This window comes from Pseudomonas sp. G2-4, from assembly GCF_030064125.1.
Lineage (GTDB): Bacteria > Pseudomonadota > Gammaproteobacteria > Pseudomonadales > Pseudomonadaceae > Aquipseudomonas.
Window position 1 is genome coordinate 3,316,907 of the sequence record NZ_CP125957.1, and the last position, 25,180, is coordinate 3,342,086.

Below are 25,180 nucleotides of genomic sequence, written 5' to 3' on the forward strand. Positions count from 1 at the left end.
AAGACCGACCGACAGGTCCGGCAGGAGTTGGCCTTTTCCTGTCGGAGCCGCTCTGATGTTTTTCGAGTGACCGGTTCTGGCCGATTTCTGCCTGTCGCGAAGGGCTGAAAACGGCCAGAAGCGGTCCTTCGAAGGTGTCAACGGAAGAAGGACCGATTCAAAGGGCTTAACTTAATATGCCCGAAGCTTGCGATAGTATTAGTTAAGATTGTCTAGTCAGCATTCATGATCGGTTAGCATTATCTGAACTCGACAACGGATCATATGTGCCTATGGTTATACCTGCCTCTCTCAATTTATCCAGCCATTCTGGAAATTTTTCAGCCCAAAAATCAATTATGCTCCAAGGGTGCCGTTTAATATACACCTCGCCCATCGAAGCGAGCAACACAGTATCAAATCGCGTTATTTGACCTTGGCGATTACCCCAGACCACCCGGCAAGTGGCATCATCATCATATCCCTTGAGGCAGTCATCTAGCTGCTTAATGGTCGTAAAACCTAAGCGCTTTAAGTAGCCCGCACTTAGCTCGTAACTTGTCTTATTTTGTCTGGCGTCGCCGCCAAGCCTTTTATGTAGATATGCTTTTAGTGCGTCGGGTGTAATTTCAATGCCATCAAGCTGCCCAGCCTCTACAGAAGTTCTAGCTTCTACCCGAAGGGTTTGATCTTCCTCCTGTAAAGCTTGAAACTCCCGATCAGCAATCTCTAGCATCCCAGCAAGTGCTATAAATCTTCGTCGGATAGCGGCAGGGATGACAGACGCACTTTTATATTGAATATCATGCTCCATCTCTGCCCAAGCATGCTGAAGGATTGTTCTAATTTGAATTTCAAACGTCAAATCTGTAAAGCGTTTGTATTCAGGCAAGCCAATCCTGCTGAGTGGGAGCTTTACTAAAAAATGCACACTCTGGTATCCAAATTTTCCTTCATCAATGAGCTCTTCGGCTTTGTCAGATTTTTCAAGCACAAAAAATTCTGATTCAATGCATTCGCAAACTTGTGCGACTACTCCAGGGAGGAAAGTAATTATACGAACAGCCGACAAGTCAGTGATTTGCTTTAATGGGGCGGAGTATTTCGGCTCTTGCGGATTGATTGGAGATGGTTTGGCAGCTTTATTGCCGAAGCTTTCAATCGTTTTAGCCCTCGCTTCAATGGAATGAATGGAAACTCCAGCAGCGCTCAGGGTGTCCTTGAGAACTCGTGTAATAGTCTCGGCGAGATCTTCGTAGAGACCTCTCACCTCCCGGTACAGTGACATTGCAGTATCTTTATGCTTATCAAAGTCGAACGTTTTTTCTTCCATGCTCATCCCATTAGATAATCGTTCCAGTTTTCCATGCTCTTGGCTTGGCTGTCACCGGTTGGTTTTATGTAAGTGAAGGACGTATACCCACTCAAGTCTTGAGGCTAACGTATAGCCATCTCAGCACGCAACGCCTAAGCCCTCTGAATGTCAGCGGGTTGATGAGTGAATCGCTCCATTTTCTCGATGGAGGACTAAACTTTGTGCCAAACGCGCCTTTGATTCGGTCGTCCGCTTCTGGCCGCTTTAAGACAGACGATATGGTCTCACTCAGACCAAATCGTCTGTTTCGCTGGCAGGCTTGCAGGCTACTGGTAACCATATCGATACCACACGGAGTAATCACACTCGATGAAACGACTCTGACTCTCAAGGTTCGGCTATAAGCAGGGCTCTGGGTTTCCGGCTGAAACGCTGGGCAGATCTGTCGCGCTACCTCTACGGTGGGGCAGTGCTCAATGGAAATAATTGACGTGAGAACCAGATCAGACCATGGCATTGAGTCGGTAATCCCACCAGCATCTGCTCGCACTCACTCAACAGCTTGTCAGCAATCAGGATCAAGCCGCGATCACCCTGCATGACATGCTGCCACCATCACAAAACTGTTATTTGGATTGTGGGTGCAACGGTAGCGTGACGACAAACTTGCTGCCGAGCCCTAAGCCACCGCTGGACACGCTTACCGAGCCTCGGTGCCCCTCGACCAATTCGCGAACGACTGACAGCCCAACCCCCAGGCCTGTGCCGTTGAACCCAATGGCGTGGGCGTCCTGAACGAAGGGATCAAAAATAAAAGCCAGAACCTCAGCGCTAATACCTATACCGGTATCGGAAAAGGTCAAGGTGATGTCCTCGGTACCAGCACCGATAACTAGCTCGATCGAACCATTATTGGGTGTGTACTTTGAGGCATTGCCAAGCAGGTTGCATAAAATTTGCGTCAATCTGAACTGATCGCCATTGATCATCAGCGGGCGACTTGGCTGGCGCACTACAAATTGCTGAAAGCGTAGGTCGATCGCAGGACGACAAACAATGACGGCCTCATCGATGATCGTTGCTATGTCTACAGGCTGGAAGTTCAGTCTGAGCTTGCCTGTCTGTACCAGGGATACGTCCATCAGGTCGTCGACCAGCCGCACAATATGGCTTGTCTGACGCTCAATAATCCCCTGTATGCTCGCCAACCGTTCACGGGAGGAGTGCATCAGCATCCCCGCCACCAGGGTTAGCGGTGTCAGTGGGTTGCGCAACTCGTGCGCAACCATTGCCAGAATTTCTTTCTGCTTATCAAGGGCGTCCTCCGCAGCGACCTGGAGTTGTTGCGCGTTGAGTGCCGTTAATACCAACTGCTCGTTTGCCTCTCGCAATTGAGCACGCCGTCTTTCGTGTTCTCTAGGGGCTATGTAGTGGTGATCGCCCGGTTTTTTTTGTGCCTGGATAATTGGGAGGCTGGTAGGCAACGGTACTGGAGGCAAGTCGGTGCTGTGAAAGGCGACCCCTAGACCATGCCGTTTTGCCCGATACATCGCCGCGTCAGCGCAATCGATCAATGTGTGTGGGTCATCGCCATCTTTCGGGTAATAACTCACCCCGATGCTCGCTGCCAGTTGCAGAACCTGATTCCCGATAGGATGTGGCACTCCAAGCGCCTTGATAATTTTCTCGCAGATACCCAATACATCGGCATGGCTGATAGTGCCTCCCAGCAAGATAATGAACTCGTCCCCACCGTATCGTCCAACCGTATCATTCTTGCGTACCGCGCCACTGAGTCGCAGTGCAGTTTCCTTGAGCACTTCATCGCCGACACTGTGCCCCAAGGTGTCGTTGATCAATTTGAAGTGATTTAAATCCAAAAAGAGTACCGCCAGACCCTCTCCCTCCAGCTTCGTATCTTCGATCGCCTGGGCTAACCGTCCGAGTAGCAATCTGCGATTGGGAAGCCCCGTCAATACATCGAGCTGCGCGGCGTGAGAAACCTCCACAAGCGCAGCGGCTGCCTGTTCAACGCCAATTTGGGCTTGGAGAAGCGCTAATACCAGTTGTTCATTGGCCTCGATTAACTGCTCGGACTGGTGGTTTTCCAGCACTTGGTACTGAGTGTTCAAGACTTTCTGCTCAAGAGCATCAAGCTTTAGGCGAGCCTCCTGAGTTTTCTGCACAACCTTAGTCAGCTCGATACTCGCAGCAGCGAGCACTTTTTTGTCGTTGTCCGCTTTGCGGTTCACGAAAGCGTCCCAAGTTCATCCGCCTCAGGCCGAGGCATCGATGTTTGATTGTTCTTCTGGGTCGGGCGGCCCCCTAACAGACCTTCTCGGTCAACAAGCATTTCACCAATCTGCAGGCCGTTGTCGTCGATGTGATACTGGCGTAACTCATCGGAATGGGCGCTGGCGCGTACCTTTACCACAGCCATGATCCGCAGCAGGCGGCTCTGCACTTCAATGTAGCGCTGGACAATGATCGCGTCGGTGAGAAAAGCTGTGCCGTAAGGACTAAACCGAAGGTCGGTGTAGCGGTCTTCCAACTCAGAGGTCATCAAGACGCTGACCCCAGCAGCCGTCAGCGCGGTGACCATGCGCGAGAGCGACTCGCGAAAGTCAGCGCGAAAGGTTGGCGCCAATGCCAGCTCAAAGCCCGACAGCGAATCAATTACCATGCGGGTGGCTTTTAAACGGCCGATCTCGCCGAGCAACAAGTGGACGATTTCGTCGATGGACAGGTCCGGCGCGCGACTGTCCACCAGGCCAACCTGCCCGCTCTTGATCAACTCGGCCAACTTCGGGTTTTGCGAATAGTTGGGCCGTTGCTCGAACACCGCAATCACACCGGTTTCACCGTTGCGTGCGCCTTCGGCCAGGAAGGTCGCCGCCAAAATGCTTTTGCCCGAGCCCGATGGCCCGGCCACCAGCAGCGAATACCCGCGAGGCAGGCCGCCGCCGAGCATCTCATCGAGTACCGGCACGCCCATTTTCAGGCGCCTGATCGGGAACGTCGACGGCGCTTCAACCGAACGATTGATAGCCGCCGGTGGGAACACCTTGATCCCCGAGGTCGCAATACGGAAGGTGTGCAGGCCCGGCAAGGTCGGCTGGCCGCGCATCTTCATTATTTCCATCTTGCGAACCATCGAATTGCGCTCGACGCTTTGGCGCAGCCATATCAGGCCGTCTGCCACGGTAAAAATCGGATTGGTGTCGGTTTCGGTGAAGTATTCGCCGATCAGAAAGGTCGTCGCCTGCCACGTGGTCATCAACATACCCAGTTGCTGGATGAACTGCGGCAGGTTGTTATTCGGGTTGTCTTGGGTCTGGCTGGCCAGAACCACGGAGCGGAACGAATCGACAAATACCAGCGATGGCGAATGCGCCTCGACTTCGCTGACGATTCGTCGCAATACCTCGTCCAAGTCACCGGCCAGGGTGTCGTTGGACAGGTTGATATAGCGAATAGACTGGTTGATCGCTTCGTTGTCGAAAAAATCGAATTGTTGCTGATAGCGCAGCATCTTCAACGGCGGCTCACCGAGGACGGTAAAAAACAACGCCGGACGTTCAGGCGTAGCCAGGGCAAACATCATCTGGTGCGCCAGGGTAGTTTTGCCACACCCTGGAGGGCCGGCGATCAAGTTGAACGAAAACTCCGGTAGGCCTCCGCCCAGGACCTCGTCCAGTCCTGGCACACCCGTGGACAAACGGTTGATAGCCACTTTGGTATTCATGACGAGGTATCCTGCGCAGGGGTGTCGCTAAAAGAGTTGTCCCAAACGGGCTGCAACAGACGTACGGATAGAGAAGATCCTATGAACGAGATCAGTAGCTCATTCAAAGTCTTCAGCAAGTCGTGACCATATGCTGTGGCTGTGTCGCTGGTTTGCTGCGCGAGCAGGAGTCTCAATCCAGAAAAGTCTGTATCGAGGCTGTCGTTGAGGCTGGAGAGACAAGTGTGACGTGAGGCGCAAATAAAGACGCTTCGCCTATAAAGCGCAAACACGCCTTCGTGCCCAATAATCGGCGCGAGAGTAGTATAAATATCCCTGAATGTTGCCACTACCGCATTAGCGATTTTTCCGGCGTTCGGAGTGTCACCGGCGCGTTTAGCCGTCGATGCCGAAATCCTGCGGCTATCATCCCTTTCCATGGGTAGGTATCACTTCATGATGCTATTTTTCGATAGTACACCCTGCTCCCCTGACCAACAGGTCTATTTTCAGCAAAGGACTTTTCGTGCGACGACCGGCGTTGTAGAGATCACGTATAAGTAAAAGTTAACGCTTCTATCCTCCGGTTTTTCACTCTTACATGTCGGTTAGGTGGACACGAGTACCCTTAGTTTAGGTATCCGAGTAGGTGTGTTGTCCATGCGCGTACTTTAAGGTTCTGTTTTGCGCTCGACGGCAGGTTTTGACAGGTTCTCGACCTGAAAAAGGTTAAGTTTTATTCAGTCGCTCGCGCTGATCAAACGGCAGAAATCTGCCAATTGCAGCCCATCGTGACAGGCAGCTATTGGCCGATTTTGTTGAAAAAGCCGGCATGGTTCCCACAGCAGAAATGCTCGCGCTTGAGATTGAAGTCTTTGCCCTGTGTAGAGGGCTCCGAGCCCAAAAAAAGGGGTTGTTCATGAAGCGGCGGCGGTTTGAGTCGGTTGGCTGAAGAGAAGAAGGAGGCAGACTGAATTGTTAATCACGCAGCGGTTTGGTCGGAACCTGGACTTTTCGCGACGAATTCACGCAAGGCGCTTCCCCAACACTCGATAGAAATTGCCTGGTCTGGCGATTGGATCGCAGACAGACGACGCGACATGTTGATGGGGCCGTTGCCACAAGCTGCTTCATCTTGGCGCGCGCCGATTTACCGGTAGTCCACATGAAGTTGAAAAACTCCGGGAGTTTTCCTAGCTGCTCTGGGCAATCCTCTGGAAGGTCGGGGCGAGGGCGGCCTCGCTGGATCAAAGTTCTGAGAAGCACACGCCAAAACCGAAGCCCCGATGAGCGGTCAATCCATATTAAGAGATCGGCTCTGGCAATACGGTTGTCCCAAGTGGCCGAATGACCGCCTTCAAAAATCCATTGATCGCGAGCCTCGACCTCGCGACAAAGGCGAGTCTTCTCATCTGCATTACGCTCGACCCACCCCGGTTGCCAATGGATCGTGTCGATATGGATGACCGGCAGCCCCGTATGTTTGCCCATCTCCCGAGCCAGCGTACTTTTCCCTGAGCCTGGCTGGCCGACAATCATGACACGCTGCATAGGAGCTCCTGCTCTTTTAACGTCCTGATAATACTGGACCGTGGGATCGTCATCCTGCCTCCTTCATCAAGTAGAAAAGAGGGATAAGTATCAGAAATAAATCCGTCTCCTTGCTCCCGTACTCCCGGGTGAATTACAGGATTGATTGATCCACTCCACGGGGGATACCGGCTTCCAATCGCTGTCGTCAGTGACGTTCCAATGTTTGCCACTGCGGTAGTCATAGCAACCGTTCAGGCATGCGACGGCGGTTAGTAATAGAAAAGTGCCGCCCGTGTTGCTTTCATGGTTGACCCGCTTTCCCAATGAGGTTTTGATTGCCTGCATTCAGTTGCACCGAACATTAACCGGTATCTCGCTCCACTCGAGGCTATTTAAACCAGATGGTTTTCCTCACCGTCATACAGGGACTGGCATGGGCATTTTAGATCGGCTTTTTGGTAGACGCTTTACCATGCCTCCACCCGAGGAGACCAACCTTAGCGCTTCAGCAATCATGAAGGAACTGCGCACCGAGCGAAGCGATCCCGGTCAAAAAAAAGCACTAGAGGCTTTCGCCCAGGCACTGGTAGCGTTCATTCCGGAAAAAGAAGGCGCCAGACTTGTCAGGCGTGTCATGCGTAGATACGCAATGGGGGACGACGCACCCAGTGCTCTCTCGGAGGGATTCCTGAATGACTCAAAGGGACAAAAGCTTGAACACCTCGTTCTCCTTAGCCTGGATTGGAAGGGCTACGACGTATTTGAATATCAAGCGCCCTATCTGGTCAGCGCCAGTGGTTTGAAAGAACCCTACGCGTATGTGCGAGAAGGCGCTTCATCAATGCCAGAGGTGCTCCACAACTTTGATCAGTGGCTGGCTCGGTTCGGTAAACGTTATCTTCACCTGGACTTCGGAGGTGAAAATTACGACGGTGTCATTGTTGATGCTGATCGGCTGGAAGCGATTATTGAGTTGGCTGGACGAGCTGGAATCCACGTCAGTCTTGAGAACTTCTAGCAATGGAGATTGGCTGAAGCATTCGCGGCCTTTGAATCAGTGCAGTCAACGGCCGCTGTTGGTCGTGAGCCACCTTCCTCGAAGGGCCGCTATGGGTCGGTTAGCGACCACCACGCACCGTGACTGATCCACCCTTGTCCTCCCTCAACGTGGAGGACAAGCCATGAAGATCATTGCTACATATAGCCATCTGCCTTGGAACAAGGGAAAGCTTGTCGGGCAGAAAGCCCCGCTCCGAGTCAGAGATATCTGGGCCATCCGGGTCAGACTCCAGCTCGCGGAGAAGACACGGGATCTGGCCCTCTTCAACTTAGCCATCGACAGCAAGCTGCGCGCCTGTGACTTAACCAAGCTGCGAGTACGAGACATAGCCCATGGGGAACATGTGTCGTCACGGGCCATCGTGATGCAGCAGAAAACTCAGCATCCGGTCCAGTTTGAAATTACTGAGCAAACCCGAACAGTTCTGGAGGCTTGGATGCATCAGGCCCACCTCGGCAGTGAGGACTTCTTGTTTCCGACCCGGTTGCACGGCTCAGATCATCTCTCCACCAGGCAGTACGCTCGAATAGTAAAAGCATGGGTAACAGCCATTGGCCTTGACCCAACCATGTACGGTACTCACACGCTACGGCGAACCAAGGCATCGTTGATCTATCGCAGGACAAAGAACTTGAGAGCAGTCCAACTCTTGCTTGGGCATACGAAGCTCGAAAGCACTGTTAGGTACTTGGGCATCGAGGTCGATGATGCTCTGGAAATGGCAGAGCAGACAGAAGTCTGACCACTGCGACGGTCTAGGCCAGACCGTCGCTATCCGACCCTAAGCTGACGGTGAAGCAGAGCCAGCTACTAGTACGTACTTGGACGCAAGCGTATTGTTCGATGCGCTTTCCCTCCCTTGGAAATCTTCAAAAAAGGACGACTTACATGGATGTTGAACTGGCACATCAGATTGAGGCCGCAGAAAGTGAGTATTTGCGTTCGCGTGTTCAGAACTTGGCAGGGATAAGTGGAAATCCTTATGGCGCACGTGTTTTTTCCAACGGAGACTTTCCCTGCTTTCAGGTGAACGCATCACCTAGCCCAATGTTCAACCGCATCTACGGCGACAGCGCCCGTGATCCCCAGGCACTGTTGAAGTTGCTCAAAGATTCAGCGGAACATTCGGTCGTAACTCCCCTTATCGGGAAACCTTCCGCGTTGGGGCAGTACTCACTTGTGGGCGAAGCGCAGCTTGAGCGTTTGAGGGGCTGGACTCACTTGCAATTCGCGTGTGCCATCGAGAAGGTGGTCTTGAGTCGCCACTCATTCGAAATCGAGGAAGTCACGTCAAAAACTCTTGCTCAGTTCGCAGATGTGCATGCGGGTGGTTTTCATACCAAACCAGAGTACCAATTGCTGAATCAAGCATCCTTCGCAGAGCAGACGTCGAGCGGACGTCTGAAAATCTGCGTCCTGAAGGCTGATGGGAAAGTCGTGGCAGGAGCCTCAATGTATTTGGCCAGTAATGGCATTGCCTACCTTGGAACGGCTGCCACCCGAAAGGATGCCCGGGGCCTTGGCTACCATGGAGCACTGATATCTCATCGAATTGAGCAAGCGAAGAAGCATGGCTGCCACTTGATCGCCGCGACCGCGCTGGCCAGCTCCCAAAGTCGCCGAAATCTGCAACGTGCCGGGTTGACGACATCTCACGCCCAAGCACTGTACCGCCTCGCAGATAACTAAGATAAACGGCTGAACACGACCGTCCGCTCTTGGCCGATCTGTTGAAAAGGTCGTTCCTGGTTTCCATGGTAGAAAAGTACGCACTTGAGATTGAAATCTTTACATTGAGCAGAGGGCGCTCCCGGGCTCAGATTTCGCATAGCAGCGTGCAAAAAGATGTTTTCAGCGGTCATTATGCGGTCAGTCTGGAAAATCCGACTTTTTCAACAAAATCGGCCGATTGCTGCAACTGAGTCTCAGCAAGTACTCTCTCGGCCTACCGCCCTTTGGTTTCCGTCCCTTCCGCTGCTACGCTCTTGAGTCCTCGATTGGAGTCGAAACAATGCCCACCGAATATTCACTGTCTGATGTTCTCGAGCGGCTGTACCAAAATCAGCTCGCCTTGGAGGCCGCGGTGATGGAGCTGACCTTGAAGGTAGAAGACCAAGGTGCAGCGGAGATTGGTGCCAACGTCCGAGGTGCACTTCACACCATCGGAGAAAATGCCGGACACATCAAGCAGGGCTTGGCTAAGCTGAGAACCCAGGGGCACTGATTTAACGGCCCATGCGATGGCGAGCTTGGCGGTTATCCTGCACAGCATAAAGGCTGGACTCGCCGAAGTGTCAGAACTCCCGCGCGCTGCGCGGCGACATCGTGAAGATACGGGCGCCCTCAACCTTTCGTTATGAAAAGCGGCGCACCTTGATAATCATGTCCGAAGCTACCTTATGCTTGGGCTAGGCCGCTCGAATAACCTTGTGCTGACCATCGGCCATTGTTTCAACGAGCATGCCATTCCTGATTTCCATCACACTGAGTCCGGCCGCCAGCGTATTGGTATAGGCCGCCTTAATCGCGCCTTTCGCCATGGCTGGAATTTTCTCTTCCAGCCGGCTCACCAGTTCATCATTTAACATCTGGTTGACGTCCATAACGAGCTCCGCATTTTAGGCCAGCACGGAGCCAGCCATCATGTTATTGCTGCGTGTTCCGGGACAAGCACCGTCCGCTCCTAGAACGCACAGAAGACCTATTTGTTGACCGTCGATGCTACACAGGCCTGTACGGAAGAATCCATTAATGCCCCTTAAAAGCCCGCCGACATCAGCGTTGATCTTGAGACTGGGGAGTGGCAATTCCTACCTCATAGAGCGAATTCGAGGGTCACTGTTTGGCCCTTTCGACTCAGCTTTTCCCCGCGATGATAACGACCCCAATCCGCTCTGCCAGATTGAGCACCGTGTCGAACACAGTCGAGTCACCGGTCAAGCTGCGTGACGCCCCCTGCGGATGGAGTGCGCCGCCAGGAATCCGGTCACCAAAGAGCACCACCGCACGTGCCGAATCATCTTGTCGCGACACCCAAGACAGCCCTTGGGCATCTGGACACTGACGGTGGATTGCCTCGGCCCATTTGCGCGTCGCAGGATATTGATCTTTCTCAGTGTCGATCAATTGTTTGCGCGTGATGCCCAGTTTCCGCAGTGGCACGCTGGACAGATCAACCAGGTGCAGCGGTTGGCTAACCTGGACGGCAGAATGCACCTGTCCAGTCAGCTTGCCTTTGTCGAAGCTCTTAAACCCAGCCGTATGGGGAACGTCGTGGAAGACGGTCTCCATCAAGGCGCAATCGACTGTCGTGCCTCCATACAAGGTGGGAATCGCCCGCCCCTGATCATCCTGGATCGGGCTGAAGCGTGCGTTGCCGTGCACACCAGGATTGAATTGATCAGGCTGATACTTATCCTGGTGCACACGGTGAAGCACATCGCCTTTGGCGATCACGGTGAAAGTGACGTGCAACGTAGCCGTAGGCATTGGGGTAACGGACGCCGCCAAATCCGTGGGAGGCGTCGCCCTACCCTCACTGAACTCGGTACGCTGCTTAGCCATGGACAATGCCTTGGATTTCATCCTGTGCCGCAGCAATCACCCGATCAGGCGCCGATGCCAACAGGTCCTGAGGTCTTTTGCCTCCCAGAAAACTATTATCGGACCGAAACCAGTAAGCCATCCCCCAGCCGTCCTTGTGGCCAGCGAAAGCCTCAATGATTTTGGCCAGTGCCTTGAACGGCCGATAGCCCGCGTCCGGATCCAAGCCGTAACCAGGGAAATAGTCGACCCCACCGTGGCTGATGGCAAAGATTTGCCCCTGCTTTTTCCATTTGTTGGGCTGGGCACTCGGGTTGCGGGTACTCAACTGGGCCACCTGGGCGATGTCCGCGGCGCTCAGCCAGTCACCGCTTTCCAAGACTGCTTTGCGGGCTTGGACCAGCATTGCCGCTTCCTTGAGCAGGCGAGGCGAAGGCGGCTTACGTGTCACAAACACCTCGGCCAGTCGCTCGAGCGACTTAGGGTCCTGACGCTCCTGCAGCACCTCATACATCGAGGAGGCCACGTTGGCGAAGTTTTCCGCCAACGCCTCAAATACACTGAGGTTGACCTGATCGAAAGACACGACCAATACTCGGTCCGCATGCGAGCGGCTTAAGCTAGCCCGAGCCTCCTTAGGCGTACCGACCAAGGTGGAGACACCCGACTGCTCTGTAACGCTCATGGAAATCTCCTCACTAGTTATCTACGTTATCTAATCGTAGCATAGTCTTGATAACCCTAGCTCCAGCCTAAGCTCCATTCATCTGGATGCATAGGTAGGTTTGAGGGGAGCACGCCATGCCGTCGATCAGCACGGTGACTCTGGGATTAAAAGTCTAAGGATTACGATCTTGACTTTCAGGTGTGCGGGCGAGCTAAAGACCAGCAATGGTGGACTGAAAGAGTTGGCAACCCAGTTCAGTATTGCTTGAATTCCCAGCGGCCCACGACGTCAGATTTTCGGGCGATCCCGCCCCTACCCCCTAGGCTGAACATCTCACTTCCGATCCGGCGTTGACGGCAGCGACTCGATAACCGCATTGAGCCGCTGCAGGATATCAACGAAGCAGTGGTCTAATTCCCTAAAGGAATAATAATATTAGCTTGAAAAAGCTGACCACTTAGCGCATTGCGAGAAGCAAAGTCACTCAGAATATTTGCATTCACTGCGATCGCACCAAATTGGCGAGTATAACCGATCCCGGCGGCCACCTGCCGCGATCGTCCAAATGTGGTACCACCGTATTCTGCCCCATCATTTCTGTCGCCTGTCATTTGCCACCGACCATAACCAACAAGTCCGATGCTGTGTCCACTAAAATCTTTCATGGCTGTCCAATTCAGGAGCAACTCGTTACCCGAAGTGTAGTCGGTGTCTTTGTTCTTACTTTGAGTTGAAAATGTCAGGTCTGTTGATAGGTTCCAACCGTCTCGCAGATAACTGAATGCTTGAGAAAATTGGGTAGCGACAACGTTGGCACCCAAGTTGGGATGATTTCCTCGGGCATCGAAAGAGCCGGTGGGCACACCAAATGCCAAGGAGCTACTTGTAAAAATTCCTGGAGAAAGCATCCAACTAATAGAGACAGGTGTAAGTGTTATATCGGAAATGCCTGTACTCGTGCTTTTCCCAGCCGAGGTTCTTTGTGTGACACTGACTAACGGTATGGTTGTGGCCGCACGGTAGCTACCTCCTAGTAACTCGATGCCAGGGACATAATGAAACTGGAAGCCCGTACCTACGACATCGACATCGACCGGCAAGTCTTTACCCTTATTGTCGGTCATAGTGCCGAAACTATAGCCGTTACGAACGATCAGAAGAAAGCCCTCCGGGGGGTTCGCCCCTACTGGATCACCGACTTTACCTCCAACAGGTACCAGCAGCGGGGTACCGACCTCGCGGGCTAAGGTAATATTTGGCGCAAGCCCTAAACCTAGAATAACTGTGCCGACTGTAATCAGAGGTAGATGTTTTACAAATTTCTTGAGCATGGTCCACCCTCGTTTTTATAGTTATAGTGTGTATTTTCTTGTCAACGGCTTTAGAGCAAAGCCTCACTCAGGCGAAGAAACTCTGTGGGTGACTACTTCTGGAGCGGCATACACGATACGGCCATCGACCATGGTCAAAAGAGCCTTGACCTTGCCTATTTCTTCCGACGGTACTGTTCTAAAGTCTCGATCAAAAACTGCAAGATCTGCAACCTTGCCCACTTCAACTGTGCCTTTAGTATCTTCTTGATGATCTTGATAGGCAGCCACTCTTGTATGAGCCGCTAATGCCTGATCAATACTGATTGCGTATTCTGGGCCGTTGGGTTGTCCGTCAATGGCCACTCGTGTAACTGCGTACTGCAACCCAGCTTTCCAGTCGGTAGGCACGACAGGGGAGTCCGTGCCCAAAGTCACCAAAGTTCCTGAATTAATAAAGGGTTTGATAGCCATGTGTTTGGCGCCATAATAGTCGCCCCAGATCTTTCGGACGGTCGGTGCTGCATAAAAGGAAATAATAGGATTTGTCGACAGACCAATCTGCCACTTCCCCATCTTCACTACATCTTCATCAGAAACGCGATCAGCATGTATCATGTAGTGCCGTAGCGGGTTCAAAGCTGACCCTGGATGCGCAGTGCTGTTTTCCTGCGCCGCGCTAATTAGTGCTTCGACGGCAATGCGTGCAGCCCGGTCTCCCGTGGAATGAAAGGCAATTTGGTAGCCCTGCTTGTCGAGACCGATAATCGTACGCTTAATCTCGACTGCCTTGCCGCCCTCCGTAGCGCCATCAAATGTCAACGTCCCTTTTACGCCCTTGCAACACGCATAATCATCAAGCGTCGCAGCGGTTTTTGCAGGAGGGACGCCATCCAGCAGGAGTTTTATGCCTCGCAAAGTCAGTAACCCTTCGGTCGTTCCATCCCCCTTCGCAGAAAGACCTGGAGGGAGGGTCGCGAGCATGTTGCCTGCCGCCTCCAACGAGCTTCCACCCCACAGATGTATCGTGGCGCGTGCATTCAGTTCACCGTCTCGTTGTAGCGCTTGGTACGCTTTGAACTCATCGGGTGTAAGTCCCGGTTCGGTATAGCTTGTTACGCCTTGCGAATTGATCAGCGAGATCGCCGCTTTTATCGCGGATTTACGCTCCTCTAACGTTGGCTGCGGCACCTTGCTGTTAATCAGCGTATAGCCCTCTACTACGACGCCACTTAGCTCATGCGAACCTTCCATTCGCAGGAAAATTACTCCATTTTCATCTTCGCTATTTTCGTGGAGCCCTGCTAATTTCAGGGCTGCAGTATTTAGCAAAACCTGATGATGACTCATCTCTGTCAGCAACACAGGATTATTAGGCGAGAGGTCATCCAGATCTTTTTTTGTAGGCATTCGACCCAAACTTCTCTCTTCCCAACCGATCCCTCTGATAAGTTTTCCGGGGGGCGATGTTTTGACGGCCGTCGCCAACGCCGCTCGAATTTGTTGGAGCGACATATCTCTTAACACCAGTCCTTGCATGGCCTCGCCGGTAGGCAAGGCATGTAGATGGGTATCATTAATTCCTGGGAATACAATCGCCCCCTTCAAATCAATAATCTTTGTAGTAGCACTGGAAAACTTCATTACCTCTGCATTATTTCCCACAAAAACAATTTTATTCCCGCGAATTGCCACCGCGTCCGCGACACTGAAGCTGTCGTCAACAACCTCAACAACGCCATGATGAAGAATAATGTCCGCGACATCACTGTCTTGCGCTAAACCACTTTCAGACAACAGCAACAGCGAGATAATGGTGGACAACAGGTAACAATAGTTTTTCAAGGCATTCATCTCCGAACTCCTCCGCATATAAATCAGAAAAAATGGCCTGCAAAATTTCAGCGCAGTGTTTTACTGCTGGCTCCTCGAACCGCTTTTTCTGAATAAAAACGGGCATAATCATCTCGAGAAAAACAGAACAGTTAATCTCATAGAAGCCAAATTTTTTAATACTTGCGTCAACTTGCTACTGTCTATTACCAGACTTAAAACACTTAGTATGGCTAGTGTTCATGCTTCATAAGTCGCCACAAACGGTACAGAACCACCTGAAGAATGTTGAAGGTAGACATCGCCCTCCAGCCAAGCCATTGCGGTGTCGGGAGGTGAAGGGATAGGCCTCCCAGGAGTGATACTTCAACTCCGTCTGGGCCCTAATGGGAAAAGATATGCTCATGTTCTTGTCCTTATTATATGAGGCAGTTATTGCTGGATCAAAAACCTCACCGACTTCCAAAGCACATTGGTTCTGGCTGCACGGTGTATTCGATGCTAATGCCCTGCCAACCCCCTTCACTATCCCAAATTGGCAGCATCCAAATCCGAGGCCCCAAAACAGGTCACCCGATCCCGGATCACAATATCCCGAATACAACAACGCCTAAATACATAACACCTCTCAAACATCTTTTTGTTCGATAATCGAACGCTTTTTATTTAACGCTAACTGTTTGTTTTTTTAACATATTTGGCATAAATATAGATAAATCATTAATAGCTCATTTATCACAACACTTTTAAACGGGTTCATAAATTGATTGACTGGCGCCGCACGGTGTCAGGCAGAACGCCTGTTCGCTCAAAAAAATAACAAGGTATCGTGATGAGTGACTTCTCAATCGGGTTAAAGCCTAGGCTTGTACCTATCTTCGTGTGCTTTACTCGTGTTACCTGTAAGCAGCCTCTTCTCAAGGGGCGGCCGCTATGACTGTCGCGCTCAAGACTGTCGTAGATGAGCGGCCCATGGCGTCGTTTCAGTGGCTGGCCGTGGGTATCTGTATTGTCCTAAACATGATCGATGGCTTCGACGTGCTGGTAATGGCCTTCACGGCTTCCTCGGTGTCTGCCGAATGGGGCCTGAACGGCGCGCAGATCGGGCTGTTGTTAAGTGCCGGATTGTTTGGCATGGCGGCAGGCTCTCTGTTTATTGCACCGTGGGCGGATCGCTTTGGCCGTCGACCATTGATTCTGTTTTGCCTGCTGCTCTCAGGGGTCGGCATGCTGTTGTCGGCCCTGAGCCAGTCGCCATTGCAACTGGCGCTGCTGCGCGGGCTGACCGGCTTGGGAATCGGCGGCATCCTGGCCAGCAGCAACGTGATTGCCAGTGAATACGCCAACAGACGCTGGCGCGGATTGGCGGTGAGCCTGCAATCCACCGGTTATGCCTTGGGTGCGACCCTCGGGGGCCTGCTGTCAGTGTGGCTGTTGACGCACTTTGGCTGGCGTTCGGTATTCATTTTCGGCGGTGCCGTGACCCTAGCGGTGATTCCACTGGTGCTGATGTACTTACCCGAATCGCTGGATTTTCTGATCGCCCGCCGCCCTGGCAACGCCTTGGCTCGCATCAATCGCCTGGCCGTCCGCCTCGGTCAGCCGGCACTGCACGAATTGCCCATCGCCCACTCGGCGCCACCTTCCGGCCGCGCGCGCTTGGCACAGTTGCTCTCACCGGCGTCACGGCGCACGACCCTGCTGATCTGGCTGTTGTTCTTCCTGGTGATGTTCGGCTTCTACTTCGTGATGAGCTGGACACCGAAGCTGCTGGTATCGGCTGGGCTATCGGCACAGCAAGGGATCAGCGGCGGTGTGTTGCTGAGCGTCGGCGGTATCTTCGGCGCGGCCCTGATTGGCGCCATGGCCTCGCGCTGGCGACTGACCCGCGTGCTGTCGCTGTTCATGCTGGTTACGGCGGGCTTGCTGGTCCTGTTCGTTGACTCGGCTTCATCGGTATCGATGGCGCTCGGCCTGGGCCTATTGATCGGGTTGTTTTCCAATGGCTGCGTGGCGGGTTTGTACGCGCTGTCGCCGATTGTCTATGACGCCTCGGTACGAGCAACAGGCGTTGGTTGGGGCATCGGTATCGGGCGGATCGGCGCGATTCTTTCGCCGACCGTCGCCGGCCTGTTGCTGGATAGCGGCTGGCAGCCTCTGCACCTGTATGGGGTGTTCGCCGTGGTATTCGTCATTGCTGCCACCGTGCTGTTGCTACTGAGGCCTGAAGCCAAACAGCAACCTGACGTCCAACTCAGCCAGGCTTGATCCTATGTCGAGAGTAGCGAGGGGGCGCTCAGCGAAGTGGGTGCCATACATGCTGGGATATCCGGACACCTTGTGCAAGAACATCGAAAATGACGCCATTCAGGCGGGTACAAGATACTGATGAGTGCCCATCTCGAGGCGAAATTGGGAACTTTCGGCCTAGAGCAGTCGTATTTGAAACCGCCATCAACGTACAAAATATGAACAGCTATCGGTCGCGCCTCGGTACACACACATTCGAGTCAGTTGATGTAGGTATCAATCCAGCCACCGGCCAGAGCCACCCAGTTCATGTGAGAAGTAATATCATCAAAGATACTGGTTACAAAATGGAATGGAATGACCTCACCGATTTGGTCAACCGAGGAAACAGCTGGCCTGATTAGCTAGTTCGATACATAGGTAGTCGGTGAGACCTTTCCATTAGGAATGGAGGTCCGCCGCAGATGAGCGTTTATGTTTTCAATCCGAATACGAAAACCTTCTATCGCCCTATTGATGCAGCGTTGCGCTGGTGCAATCTCACTCGCTACGAAGCCCAAATAGTCCAGGCGGACTGGGCTCGCCCCGAGAATCTTGCGGTCCTATTTCCCCAGTGGCCCAATCTTCACATCGCTATCGAAAGGATTTTAGACGCCATACGCAATGGAGAACTGCCTTATGGATGCCTCGGGATTTCTGTTCCTTTCGGAAGCTATGTAGAGCCCTTTCAGCTAACCATTCGCCATTCGGACTTACGCCGTTGGATGGAGATTCATTACCCCGACCATAAGCCCAGCTTTTTATTCGAGTCAGGTGAAGATACTCCTGCAAAAGTCAGCCTCGGAACTTTTCTCTCATTGAAAGCAGATCGAGATGAGTTATCGAGAGAGCTGCAAGCGCAACAGCAGCACTTTCAAGAAATACTTGCAGAGCTCCAGTCGATTGGACTTGAAAGAGATGATCTCAAAGCCTTGGCCAAAACGAATGGTCAACTCAGCGAGCGTAGTGAACTGACCTATCACACCATCATTGGCGCATTGGTCAGCCTGCTCTTGGACCATTCACCCGCCGGAAAACCCCTTTCAGTTTTCACGAATCAAGCAGCCATCGTTGATGCCATTGTCGCCCGCCATAAAGATGTGCCCGGCCTGAGCAAGCGTACGCTGGATGAAAAATTTGCCGTGGCCAATCGCAGTCTCAAAAAAAATAACTGATCCAGTCAATTGCATTGCAACAGGCCTGGTTGCAATGCAATGACTCATCCGCCCTGGTGCGATTCAATTAATGTCACTTACCACCACGCGCCAATTGGCGCCAGGAGACTAGTATGTCCAGCCAATCTGTTCCCTCAGTTGAAGCCACTCAATTCCAACGCCATATCATGCGGCGTGACGAGGTTGAGCGTAAGACCGGTTTCAAGCGCGCGCACATCTACAACTTGATGAAGGAAGGTAAATTCCCTCAGGCCAAACGCATCGGGCTGCGCGCAGTTGGCTGGGACTCGCTCGAGATCGAGCGGTGGGTCGTCGAGCGCTTAGGCCAACAGGCCTGACCCCATGCATGTGTTATCGGTGGTTTCCACGAAAGGTGGAGTAGGCAAAACCACAGTAGCCGCCAATCTCGGTGGCCTGCTTGCGGATGCTGGTCTACGTGTCCTATTGCTCGATCTGGATAGCCAACCCACCCTCTCCAGCTATTACGCCTTGAGCCAGAAAGCCGTTGCCGGGACGTACGAGCTCATTGCACTCAACTTAACAACGCCTGCACAGATTGTTTCCAGGACCGTGATTGCAGGGCTCGACCTCATCATCTCCAACGACGCTCAAGGCCAGTTGAGTACATTACTGCTGCACGCCCCTGACGGGCGATTACGGCTGCGCAATTTACTCGACGATTTCCGCCCCCGTTACGACCTGCTTTTGATCGACACCCAAGGTGCACGTAGCGTGCTGCTGGAGATGGCCATCCTCGCCTGCGATATCGCCCTCTCTCCCATCACACCGGAAATGCTAGCCGCCCGCGAACTGCGCCGCGGCACTTTGAGGCTGTTCAGTGAACTCGAACCATTTCATCGCGTGGGTATTACACCGCCACCGTTGCGACTGCTGCTGAACCAGGTAAATAGCATCCGAGTAGACACGCGGATGATCATCCGTGGCCTGCACGAGGCCTTCGCTGGAGCTCCCGACATATCGATTCTAGGCACCGTAGTTCCAGACCGAGTGGCTTACCTCAATGCCGCCTCCCTTGGGCTACCAGCCCACCGAATCGAGACTCGCCCGTCACGTGAACGACGCTCGCAATCAGCGCTGGAAACCATGCAAGCGCTGGCCATCGAGTTGTTTCCGGAATGGCGCGAAGCGATTTCGAGGGTAAGCAGATACGCAGAGGTTCGATAAGGCGAATTCCGGAGACGGTATCTCGCGCCAAATCATTTTGTTTGTTCAACCTTGAGGCCAACAGCGTTTGGCGAGGAGTCTTTTGATGTTGGATCGGTTTCCCATCGTCGTTCAGCCGTCCATTCGACAAGATCACCTACCTAGCGAGGAATACTGGACCGTGGTCTTTCGCCTGCAGCGTGGGCGCTCGGCCATGGGTCGGTTTCTCGCGGAACTGTCTCGGTATTTCGAAGGTTCGGGAATAGCCGAGATCGTTAAATTCGAGGTCGGTGACCATTTGCGTAACCGGCGTTAACTGAGGCTGTTCCGATGAAGAAGCTCAGTCAGGAGGAGATCACCGACAAACTGTACCAGGACCATTTTCCTCGCGGTCCAGAACTGGAGCGACTATCCGATCCAGTCATCGACACCCCCATGCTGGTCACGCTGGAACAGTTGCGGCCCTACGAACACAACCCGCGCTTCATCCGTAACCCGCTTTACGACGATATCAAAGCCTCTATCCGTGAACGTGGACTGGACCAGCCGCCACCTATTACCCGTCGCCCAGGAGAACCCCATTTCATCATCCGTAACGGCGGCAATACGCGATTGGCGATTCTCGGCGAGCTGTGGCAGGAAACCCGCGACGAGCGTTTCTTCCGCATCCATTGCCTGTTCCGGCCCTGGGGCAATGAAATTATCACCCTGCTCGGCCATCTGGCCGAAAGCGATCTGCACGGCCAACTCACCTTCATCGAACGTGCTCTGGCGGTAGCCAAACTCAAGACCATGCTCGAATCAGATGGAGCACCACTCTCGCAACGTGAGCTGGCACGACGTCTTGCCGCTGGCGGCTATCCGATTTCGCAGTCGCACATCAGCCGGATGCTCGACACCCTTGAATATTTACTGCCCGCCATTCCACAAACCCTATATGCAGGGTTGGGAAAACCAAAAATTGAACGCTTGATTGGTCTACGTAGCCAGGCTGAGCGAACCTGGAATCGTTATCCAACCGACGCCATCGCATTCTGCGAGTTTTGGCTCGACACCTTAGGGCAATTTGATGCCAACCCAGAGTCCTTCGACCTTGAGCAAATCCAGGATGAACTGCTCGAACGCATGAGCAGCTTACTCGGACAGTCCTACCGCATGTTGGCCCTGGAGCTGGGCGATACCCAACGGGTCATCCGGACGCCCGGCATTGTCGTCACGCCCCCAGAGAACAACCCTCTGCCGAGCGTCGATGAACCCGCGGCCGAGCCTCCCCCTTCCGTGCTGCATTCCAAATCAGCTGAAACCAAGACGCAGACCGAAACAGAGCGAGAGGAGCAGCTCACGCTGCCCGAAACGACCCTGGTAACAGCAGCCAGCCCTCCGTCACGTGTCCAGCAGATCCGCGAACGGATTGATCGCGCCACTGCCACCGAACCAGCACAGATCGTCGAAACCTGCCCGATCGACGACATCTGGATCATCGCACCAACATTGGATATCCCCGAACGACTGCGTTTAGCCATTGCCGGCCTGGCTCGGGAAATGGCGGCCTATGCCGGACATCCCGAGAGCATCATCGACCAGAAACATGGCCTGGGCTTCGCCCTGAACATCGAGCAACTTAATCTTGCTGCGCCTCGTGCGGCCGGCGTTCACCTATTGCTCTTGGCCCTGCTGCGTGCCCAAGACGAAGTGAACTGGGAGGATCGCAAGCAACTGCCCTCAGCCCTATTCGGGCAACTGCTATTGGGGGTCTATCAACTCCCGCTGACAGATCGTCCCGCCGTGGACGTAGGACTGGAGCGACTGCCCGACTATCTGTTAATCAAACTGTATCGCCTCATTCGCTTATCCCGGCGCCTGATCGACTTAACGCTTACCCATGAAGACGATTCACCAAGGGAGCTGCCATGAACCTGTCCTTCAATCTGCTCAACCAGGCCATGCTGACCCAGGTCCTTCACGAGTTGCGCCTGGGTAATCTGCAACGCTGCAAAGCACTCGGACTGGGTGAAGAGGACATCTACCTGCTGCAATCCTTACCTCCTACCACATTGTCACGCCTGGCTCATGCCACCGTTCCCTGGGTTGAGGTCAAGATTGACTCGCCGGTGCTGCATCGGTTGATCGACCAGTCCGAACGCGACGAACAGAACGAGCGCCTGATCAACCGAGCGCTCAAGCTCGGTGCCAGCAGTACCATCATGTATCAGTGCTTCGGCTTGGCACATTCGGAAACCGCCTTGCGCCGACGGCTGCTCAAGATAGAAACCCGCAAGGGCCGCCCCCAGAACTTGAGCGAAGCGCAGGAACATGCGCTCTGGCAGCGTTGGTGCCAGCTACGCGCTCAGGACAGTGCTGAGGATCAGCTCGACGCCATGATGATGTTGGCGGAGGAGCAACAGATCAGCTTGACCGTCGTTTGGCAGCAGATCGACCATTACAGCAACGGAACATGAACACTGCCGCTTCCAGTCGTTGGCAGCGTGTTCTGCAGCAATGCACCCAGCAGTTGACTGAACGCTGGCCCGCCCACCCCACCACGGAACCACCCTCCAACCAGGCCCTGCAGGCTGGCTTTCTGTTCAGTGGCCAATCACACGAAATCGTGCCGCGTCGCTTGCTGCTGGATTGTCGGCTGACGCCATTGGAGCGTAATGCATGGCAAGTATTTCGACTCATGCTGCAAGATCAGGGCGTAGTTACACCGCGCTATGAAGATCTGCAACCTTACCTGTCGAGCGTCCCCTACGGTGCGTCAGCCTCCCGCGAAACCATCGCTCGGGTGTTGACGATGCTCAGGTTGACGCGCTGGCTTAGCTTGGTGAGCCGTGGCCGCGATCAGCTCAGCGGGCGTCTACAAGGTTCTCTGTACGTCCTGCACGATGAGCCGTTAACCCCCGCCGAAGCCATGGAGCTGGATCAAGACTATCTGGAACTGGCCGGACATGCCCTCTCTCATGCGACCAAGGCTGTGCGAATTGTCGCCCAGCATGTTTTGGAAGAAATTCGTCAGGACACCGATATCGATTTGGGTCGACTCCCCACCCGGCTCGACAGTTGGAGCGACCATTGGACACAGCAAGGATTGGATCAGGCGACCGATGAAGCGTTACACGATTCCGAACTGGGTGGCGATCACCGCGTTCGGAATCGTGCGGGACCCAGTTCGGAATCCGAACTGGGTCCGAACGTCAATGGTTCCAGCAGCGTTCGAAATCCGAACGCTGCCTGTACTGTATTAAAAGAAAGTATTAGTACGGTACCGCGCGCAACCCCAGCGGTGGATAACCTGCACTGGCCCGATCCGCTTCACCTGAGTCCAAGCGAGCGGCAGGCCGTCACCGTGACGCTGAACAAGCTTAAGCCCGCAGATCGGCAGGCGGTGCTCAACGAAGCGGGCGCACGATGTGCGGCAGGCAGCGTCCGCAAACCCGCGGCGTATCTGTTGGGCCTGATCCAGCGGGCGCTGAAAGGCGACTTCCGCCCTTGGGCAGGCCAGGCTGAATCGTTACCCTTTGCAGAACCGTCACCCGCTCCCCCGCGCCAACTTAGGAAAAAGGGCGAACCCGCCTCTGCCCTTGCCCAGGCGTGTCTGGATGAACTGCGCCAGCTGCGTGGCAAACGCCCTGGACGTCAGTAGATTTGATGCCACTGGCATCATTGTCGAGCGTCTCGAAGATTAACCATTTCGAACCAAACCGAACACACCGCATTCAGCTTTTCGGCTGTCCTTGACCTTCATCTGTCGCAACGTCTCCGTCCAAGCCTATGCGAGGACTACACCGTGGCCGATCACTATCAGCTCAACCTGGGTTCATTGCGCAGCAGCATCACGCTGACACTGCATACCCACCACGCCGCCCGAATCTGGCAAGGTCGGACCGCACGTGAAGGCGCCCATTCGATCATGGGTATGGCCGGCTACATCAGCGTCACCAACCTAATCAAACAAGCCGCAGCGCAGGACGACCCTTACGCCGATTGGGCTATCGTGCAGCTCGAAGAAAAACTGATGCAGGCCAAAGCTGGAATGCTGGAGCTGACCCAGCAATTGGATCGGATCAGACAGGATCTGCCGACGCAGATCGACATGAGCGATAACCTCAACATCCACCCCGTCACCTTGCCCTTGTACATCGGCAGCCAACTGGGGTTTCTCGCCGTCTACCTGCTGACTGACTACGACACGCTGGTGCGCCACACCCTGTTGGCCCATCACACCGCCTTGATTGGTCGCAGAGACATGGAAGCGTGGATAGACGACGGTGCTCATCTGCTACGCAGCCTGTTCGGCCAGGCGCAGCGTTATCGACTTGCAGGTGTCACACGCGATGATATGGCCGCAAACAATGCCCGCGCACTGGCGGCCAAGGAAAAGTTTGGATTGCCCCCCATCGACATCCTTGAAGGGCATCGCCGCTCCCAATTCGCGCCACCCATTATTCGTCGTGGTGCTGTGGCAGTCGATGGCGCTGACGCGTTGGCAGAGAAAGCAGTAGAGCCATCCGCGACAGTCGATGAGCCGGAGGACGTATGAAGCCCCTGATCCGAACTCAACCAATGCCCCTCGATACGCTAACACCGGATGCCTATCGACAGCTCGAACATGCTGCCTCCCTAAAAGGCCTTTTAAAACCTTTAAAGGGTAAGGGGGAGGTGGAATACCTGGCGCAGGGGGCGAGGGAAACCGAGACGCAGTTATGTCGCCTGATGGAGTCTGTGGCGCAGCAGGCCGGACAACCTCCTTATTCGCTGCTGGATATTCGATTGGTGCTGCAGAACACCAGTGCGGGCAGCACCTTTTTGCGATGGCGCACCCGTGACTTCGCTCGTATGGGCGTTGCGGTCTGGGAACGTCAGGTCTCCAACAAGGCCTTGCCGCAAGTCATACGCGAAGGATTGCACCGTTTCGAATGCAATCGCATTGCACTGAACTTGCAGATGAGCGTGGTGCATTCGCTCTACCGTCAGGCGTCAACCTGCGCGATCAAAATGGCCAGCGCCGAACGGCTGCTGCGCCAGCTCACACCAGCAGCGGAGATATCACAATGAGTACCTTTTTCGTCGGCGAAGGCAACATCGGCAGTGCGCCAGAGTTCCAGGAGTTCCCATCAGGCAATGACGAGCCACGGCGTTTGCTGCGCCTGAATGTGTACTTCGACAACCCCGTGCCACGCGATGGCAGCTATGAGGATCGAGGCGGCTATTGGGCGCCGGTCGAGCTCTGGCACCGCGAGGCTGAGCACTGGAGCACGCTGTACCAGAAAGGTATGCGTGTACTGGTCGAAGGCCGCACGGTGCGCGATGAGTGGGAGGACAGCGAAGACAACGCACGGGTCACCTTCAAGATTGAGGCGCGTCGTGTCGGCATCCTGCCTCACCGCGTGCAGAACGTGGTCATGCGGGAGCGCTCTAGTGAGTCAGCCTCGTCTGCGGCTCCCGTCGGGCAGGCTACAGACCAGGCCAGCTCGCCTGCGTCGAAGTCCAAAAAGCGCAGAGGGCAGCCACCATCGGCATGACGGGCTTGAGGCATAAAAATTGCGCCTTTGCGCGAAGTGCCTGGCCTGTCATTACTCGCTGCTCGT

The 25,180-nt window shown here is 54.0% G+C and carries 25 protein-coding genes; 15 read left to right on the forward strand and 10 right to left on the reverse strand.

Annotation, left to right across the window (positions count from 1 at the left end; translation table 11 throughout):
• Positions 1-223: 223 nt before the first annotated feature.
• The 5 genes from QNH97_RS14225 to QNH97_RS14245 all read right to left on the reverse strand — a co-directional run bounded on the left by QNH97_RS14225 (position 224) and on the right by QNH97_RS14245 (position 6,569).
• A complete protein-coding gene (locus tag QNH97_RS14225) occupies positions 224-1,312 on the reverse strand; it encodes a GTP pyrophosphokinase (RefSeq protein ID WP_283557411.1) in 1,089 nt (362 codons plus the stop codon).
• Between the two features lie 608 nt (positions 1,313-1,920).
• Positions 1,921-3,546, reverse strand: coding sequence for a diguanylate cyclase domain-containing protein (locus tag QNH97_RS14230; protein ID WP_283557412.1), 1,626 nt, complete (start codon positions 3,544-3,546; stop codon positions 1,921-1,923).
• Positions 3,543-5,039, reverse strand: a complete 1,497-nt coding sequence (locus QNH97_RS14235) for an ATPase domain-containing protein (protein ID WP_283557413.1) — start codon at positions 5,037-5,039, stop codon at positions 3,543-3,545. Before QNH97_RS14235 ends, QNH97_RS14230 begins: the two co-directional genes overlap by 4 nt.
• On the reverse strand, positions 5,036-5,458 hold the full coding sequence (locus QNH97_RS14240; RefSeq protein WP_283557414.1) for a hypothetical protein: 423 nt from the start codon (positions 5,456-5,458) through the stop codon (positions 5,036-5,038). Before QNH97_RS14240 ends, QNH97_RS14235 begins: the two co-directional genes overlap by 4 nt.
• A gap of 538 nt (positions 5,459-5,996) precedes the next feature.
• On the reverse strand, positions 5,997-6,569 hold the full coding sequence (locus QNH97_RS14245; RefSeq protein WP_283557415.1) for a P-loop NTPase family protein: 573 nt from the start codon (positions 6,567-6,569) through the stop codon (positions 5,997-5,999).
• 415 nt (positions 6,570-6,984) lie between these two features.
• Between QNH97_RS14245 and QNH97_RS14250 the strand changes: the two genes are divergently transcribed.
• The 4 genes from QNH97_RS14250 (at position 6,985) to QNH97_RS14265 (ending at position 9,835) form a co-directional block, all read left to right on the forward strand.
• Positions 6,985-7,569, forward strand: coding sequence for a DUF6630 family protein (locus tag QNH97_RS14250; protein ID WP_283557488.1), 585 nt, complete (start codon positions 6,985-6,987; stop codon positions 7,567-7,569).
• A 163-nt stretch (positions 7,570-7,732) separates the two neighbouring features.
• A complete protein-coding gene (locus QNH97_RS14255) occupies positions 7,733-8,353 on the forward strand; it encodes a tyrosine-type recombinase/integrase (protein ID WP_283557416.1) in 621 nt (206 codons plus the stop codon).
• Between the two features lie 146 nt (positions 8,354-8,499).
• A complete protein-coding gene (locus QNH97_RS14260) occupies positions 8,500-9,300 on the forward strand; it encodes a GNAT family N-acetyltransferase (RefSeq protein WP_283557417.1) in 801 nt (266 codons plus the stop codon).
• Positions 9,301-9,622: 322 nt separating this feature from the next.
• Complete coding sequence (locus QNH97_RS14265; RefSeq protein WP_039011490.1) at positions 9,623-9,835, forward strand: hypothetical protein; 213 nt, start codon at positions 9,623-9,625, stop codon at positions 9,833-9,835.
• Positions 9,836-10,019: 184 nt separating this feature from the next.
• Here QNH97_RS14265 and QNH97_RS14270 read toward each other — a convergent pair whose 3' ends face one another.
• From QNH97_RS14270 to QNH97_RS14290, 5 genes are all read right to left on the reverse strand, one after another.
• Positions 10,020-10,214 carry a hypothetical protein gene (locus QNH97_RS14270; protein ID WP_283552584.1) on the reverse strand — a complete coding sequence of 65 codons (195 nt, stop codon included), beginning with the start codon at positions 10,212-10,214 and terminating at the stop codon, positions 10,020-10,022.
• A 253-nt stretch (positions 10,215-10,467) separates the two neighbouring features.
• Entirely contained in the window at positions 10,468-11,175 is a 708-nt protein-coding gene (locus QNH97_RS14275) for an RES family NAD+ phosphorylase (RefSeq protein WP_283552585.1), read from the reverse strand.
• The gene (locus QNH97_RS14280; protein WP_283552586.1) at positions 11,168-11,839 is read right to left on the reverse strand and encodes a hypothetical protein; all 672 of its coding nucleotides are present in this window, start codon (positions 11,837-11,839) and stop codon (positions 11,168-11,170) included. Before QNH97_RS14280 ends, QNH97_RS14275 begins: the two co-directional genes overlap by 8 nt.
• A gap of 392 nt (positions 11,840-12,231) precedes the next feature.
• Positions 12,232-13,152, reverse strand: coding sequence for a SphA family protein (locus QNH97_RS14285; protein WP_283552587.1), 921 nt, complete (start codon positions 13,150-13,152; stop codon positions 12,232-12,234).
• Between the two features lie 63 nt (positions 13,153-13,215).
• Positions 13,216-14,985 (reverse strand): amidohydrolase, encoded by a 1,770-nt coding sequence (locus QNH97_RS14290; RefSeq protein WP_283552588.1) that lies wholly within the window; start codon positions 14,983-14,985, stop codon positions 13,216-13,218.
• A 912-nt stretch (positions 14,986-15,897) separates the two neighbouring features.
• Here QNH97_RS14290 and QNH97_RS14295 point away from each other — a divergent pair.
• From QNH97_RS14295 to QNH97_RS14345, 11 genes are all read left to right on the forward strand, one after another.
• Positions 15,898-17,232: an MFS transporter gene (locus QNH97_RS14295; protein ID WP_283552589.1), complete on the forward strand. Its 1,335-nt coding sequence runs from the start codon at positions 15,898-15,900 to the stop codon at positions 17,230-17,232.
• Between the two features lie 446 nt (positions 17,233-17,678).
• The gene (locus QNH97_RS14300; RefSeq protein ID WP_283552590.1) at positions 17,679-18,428 is read left to right on the forward strand and encodes a hypothetical protein; all 750 of its coding nucleotides are present in this window, start codon (positions 17,679-17,681) and stop codon (positions 18,426-18,428) included.
• Positions 18,429-18,541: 113 nt separating this feature from the next.
• On the forward strand, positions 18,542-18,766 hold the full coding sequence (locus tag QNH97_RS14305) for an AlpA family phage regulatory protein (RefSeq protein ID WP_283552591.1): 225 nt from the start codon (positions 18,542-18,544) through the stop codon (positions 18,764-18,766).
• A 4-nt stretch (positions 18,767-18,770) separates the two neighbouring features.
• Positions 18,771-19,613 carry a ParA family protein gene (locus QNH97_RS14310; protein ID WP_283552592.1) on the forward strand — a complete coding sequence of 281 codons (843 nt, stop codon included), beginning with the start codon at positions 18,771-18,773 and terminating at the stop codon, positions 19,611-19,613.
• Positions 19,614-19,698: 85 nt separating this feature from the next.
• Positions 19,699-19,908, forward strand: coding sequence for a hypothetical protein (locus tag QNH97_RS14315; RefSeq protein WP_283552593.1), 210 nt, complete (start codon positions 19,699-19,701; stop codon positions 19,906-19,908).
• 14 nt (positions 19,909-19,922) lie between these two features.
• A complete protein-coding gene (locus QNH97_RS14320; RefSeq protein WP_283552594.1) occupies positions 19,923-21,506 on the forward strand; it encodes a ParB family protein in 1,584 nt (527 codons plus the stop codon).
• A complete protein-coding gene (locus QNH97_RS14325; RefSeq protein WP_283552595.1) occupies positions 21,503-22,051 on the forward strand; it encodes a DUF2857 domain-containing protein in 549 nt (182 codons plus the stop codon). Before QNH97_RS14320 ends, QNH97_RS14325 begins: the two co-directional genes overlap by 4 nt.
• On the forward strand, positions 22,048-23,235 hold the full coding sequence (locus QNH97_RS14330) for an STY4528 family pathogenicity island replication protein (RefSeq protein ID WP_283552596.1): 1,188 nt from the start codon (positions 22,048-22,050) through the stop codon (positions 23,233-23,235). Before QNH97_RS14325 ends, QNH97_RS14330 begins: the two co-directional genes overlap by 4 nt.
• Positions 23,236-23,379: 144 nt before the next feature.
• Positions 23,380-24,132: a PFL_4669 family integrating conjugative element protein gene (locus tag QNH97_RS14335; RefSeq protein WP_283552597.1), complete on the forward strand. Its 753-nt coding sequence runs from the start codon at positions 23,380-23,382 to the stop codon at positions 24,130-24,132.
• The gene (locus QNH97_RS14340; RefSeq protein ID WP_283552598.1) at positions 24,129-24,647 is read left to right on the forward strand and encodes a DUF3158 family protein; all 519 of its coding nucleotides are present in this window, start codon (positions 24,129-24,131) and stop codon (positions 24,645-24,647) included. The genes QNH97_RS14335 and QNH97_RS14340 overlap by 4 nt, the downstream gene beginning before the upstream one ends.
• Positions 24,644-25,114, forward strand: a complete 471-nt coding sequence (locus QNH97_RS14345; protein ID WP_014338763.1) for a single-stranded DNA-binding protein — start codon at positions 24,644-24,646, stop codon at positions 25,112-25,114. The genes QNH97_RS14340 and QNH97_RS14345 overlap by 4 nt, the downstream gene beginning before the upstream one ends.
• Positions 25,115-25,180: the final 66 nt, after the last annotated feature.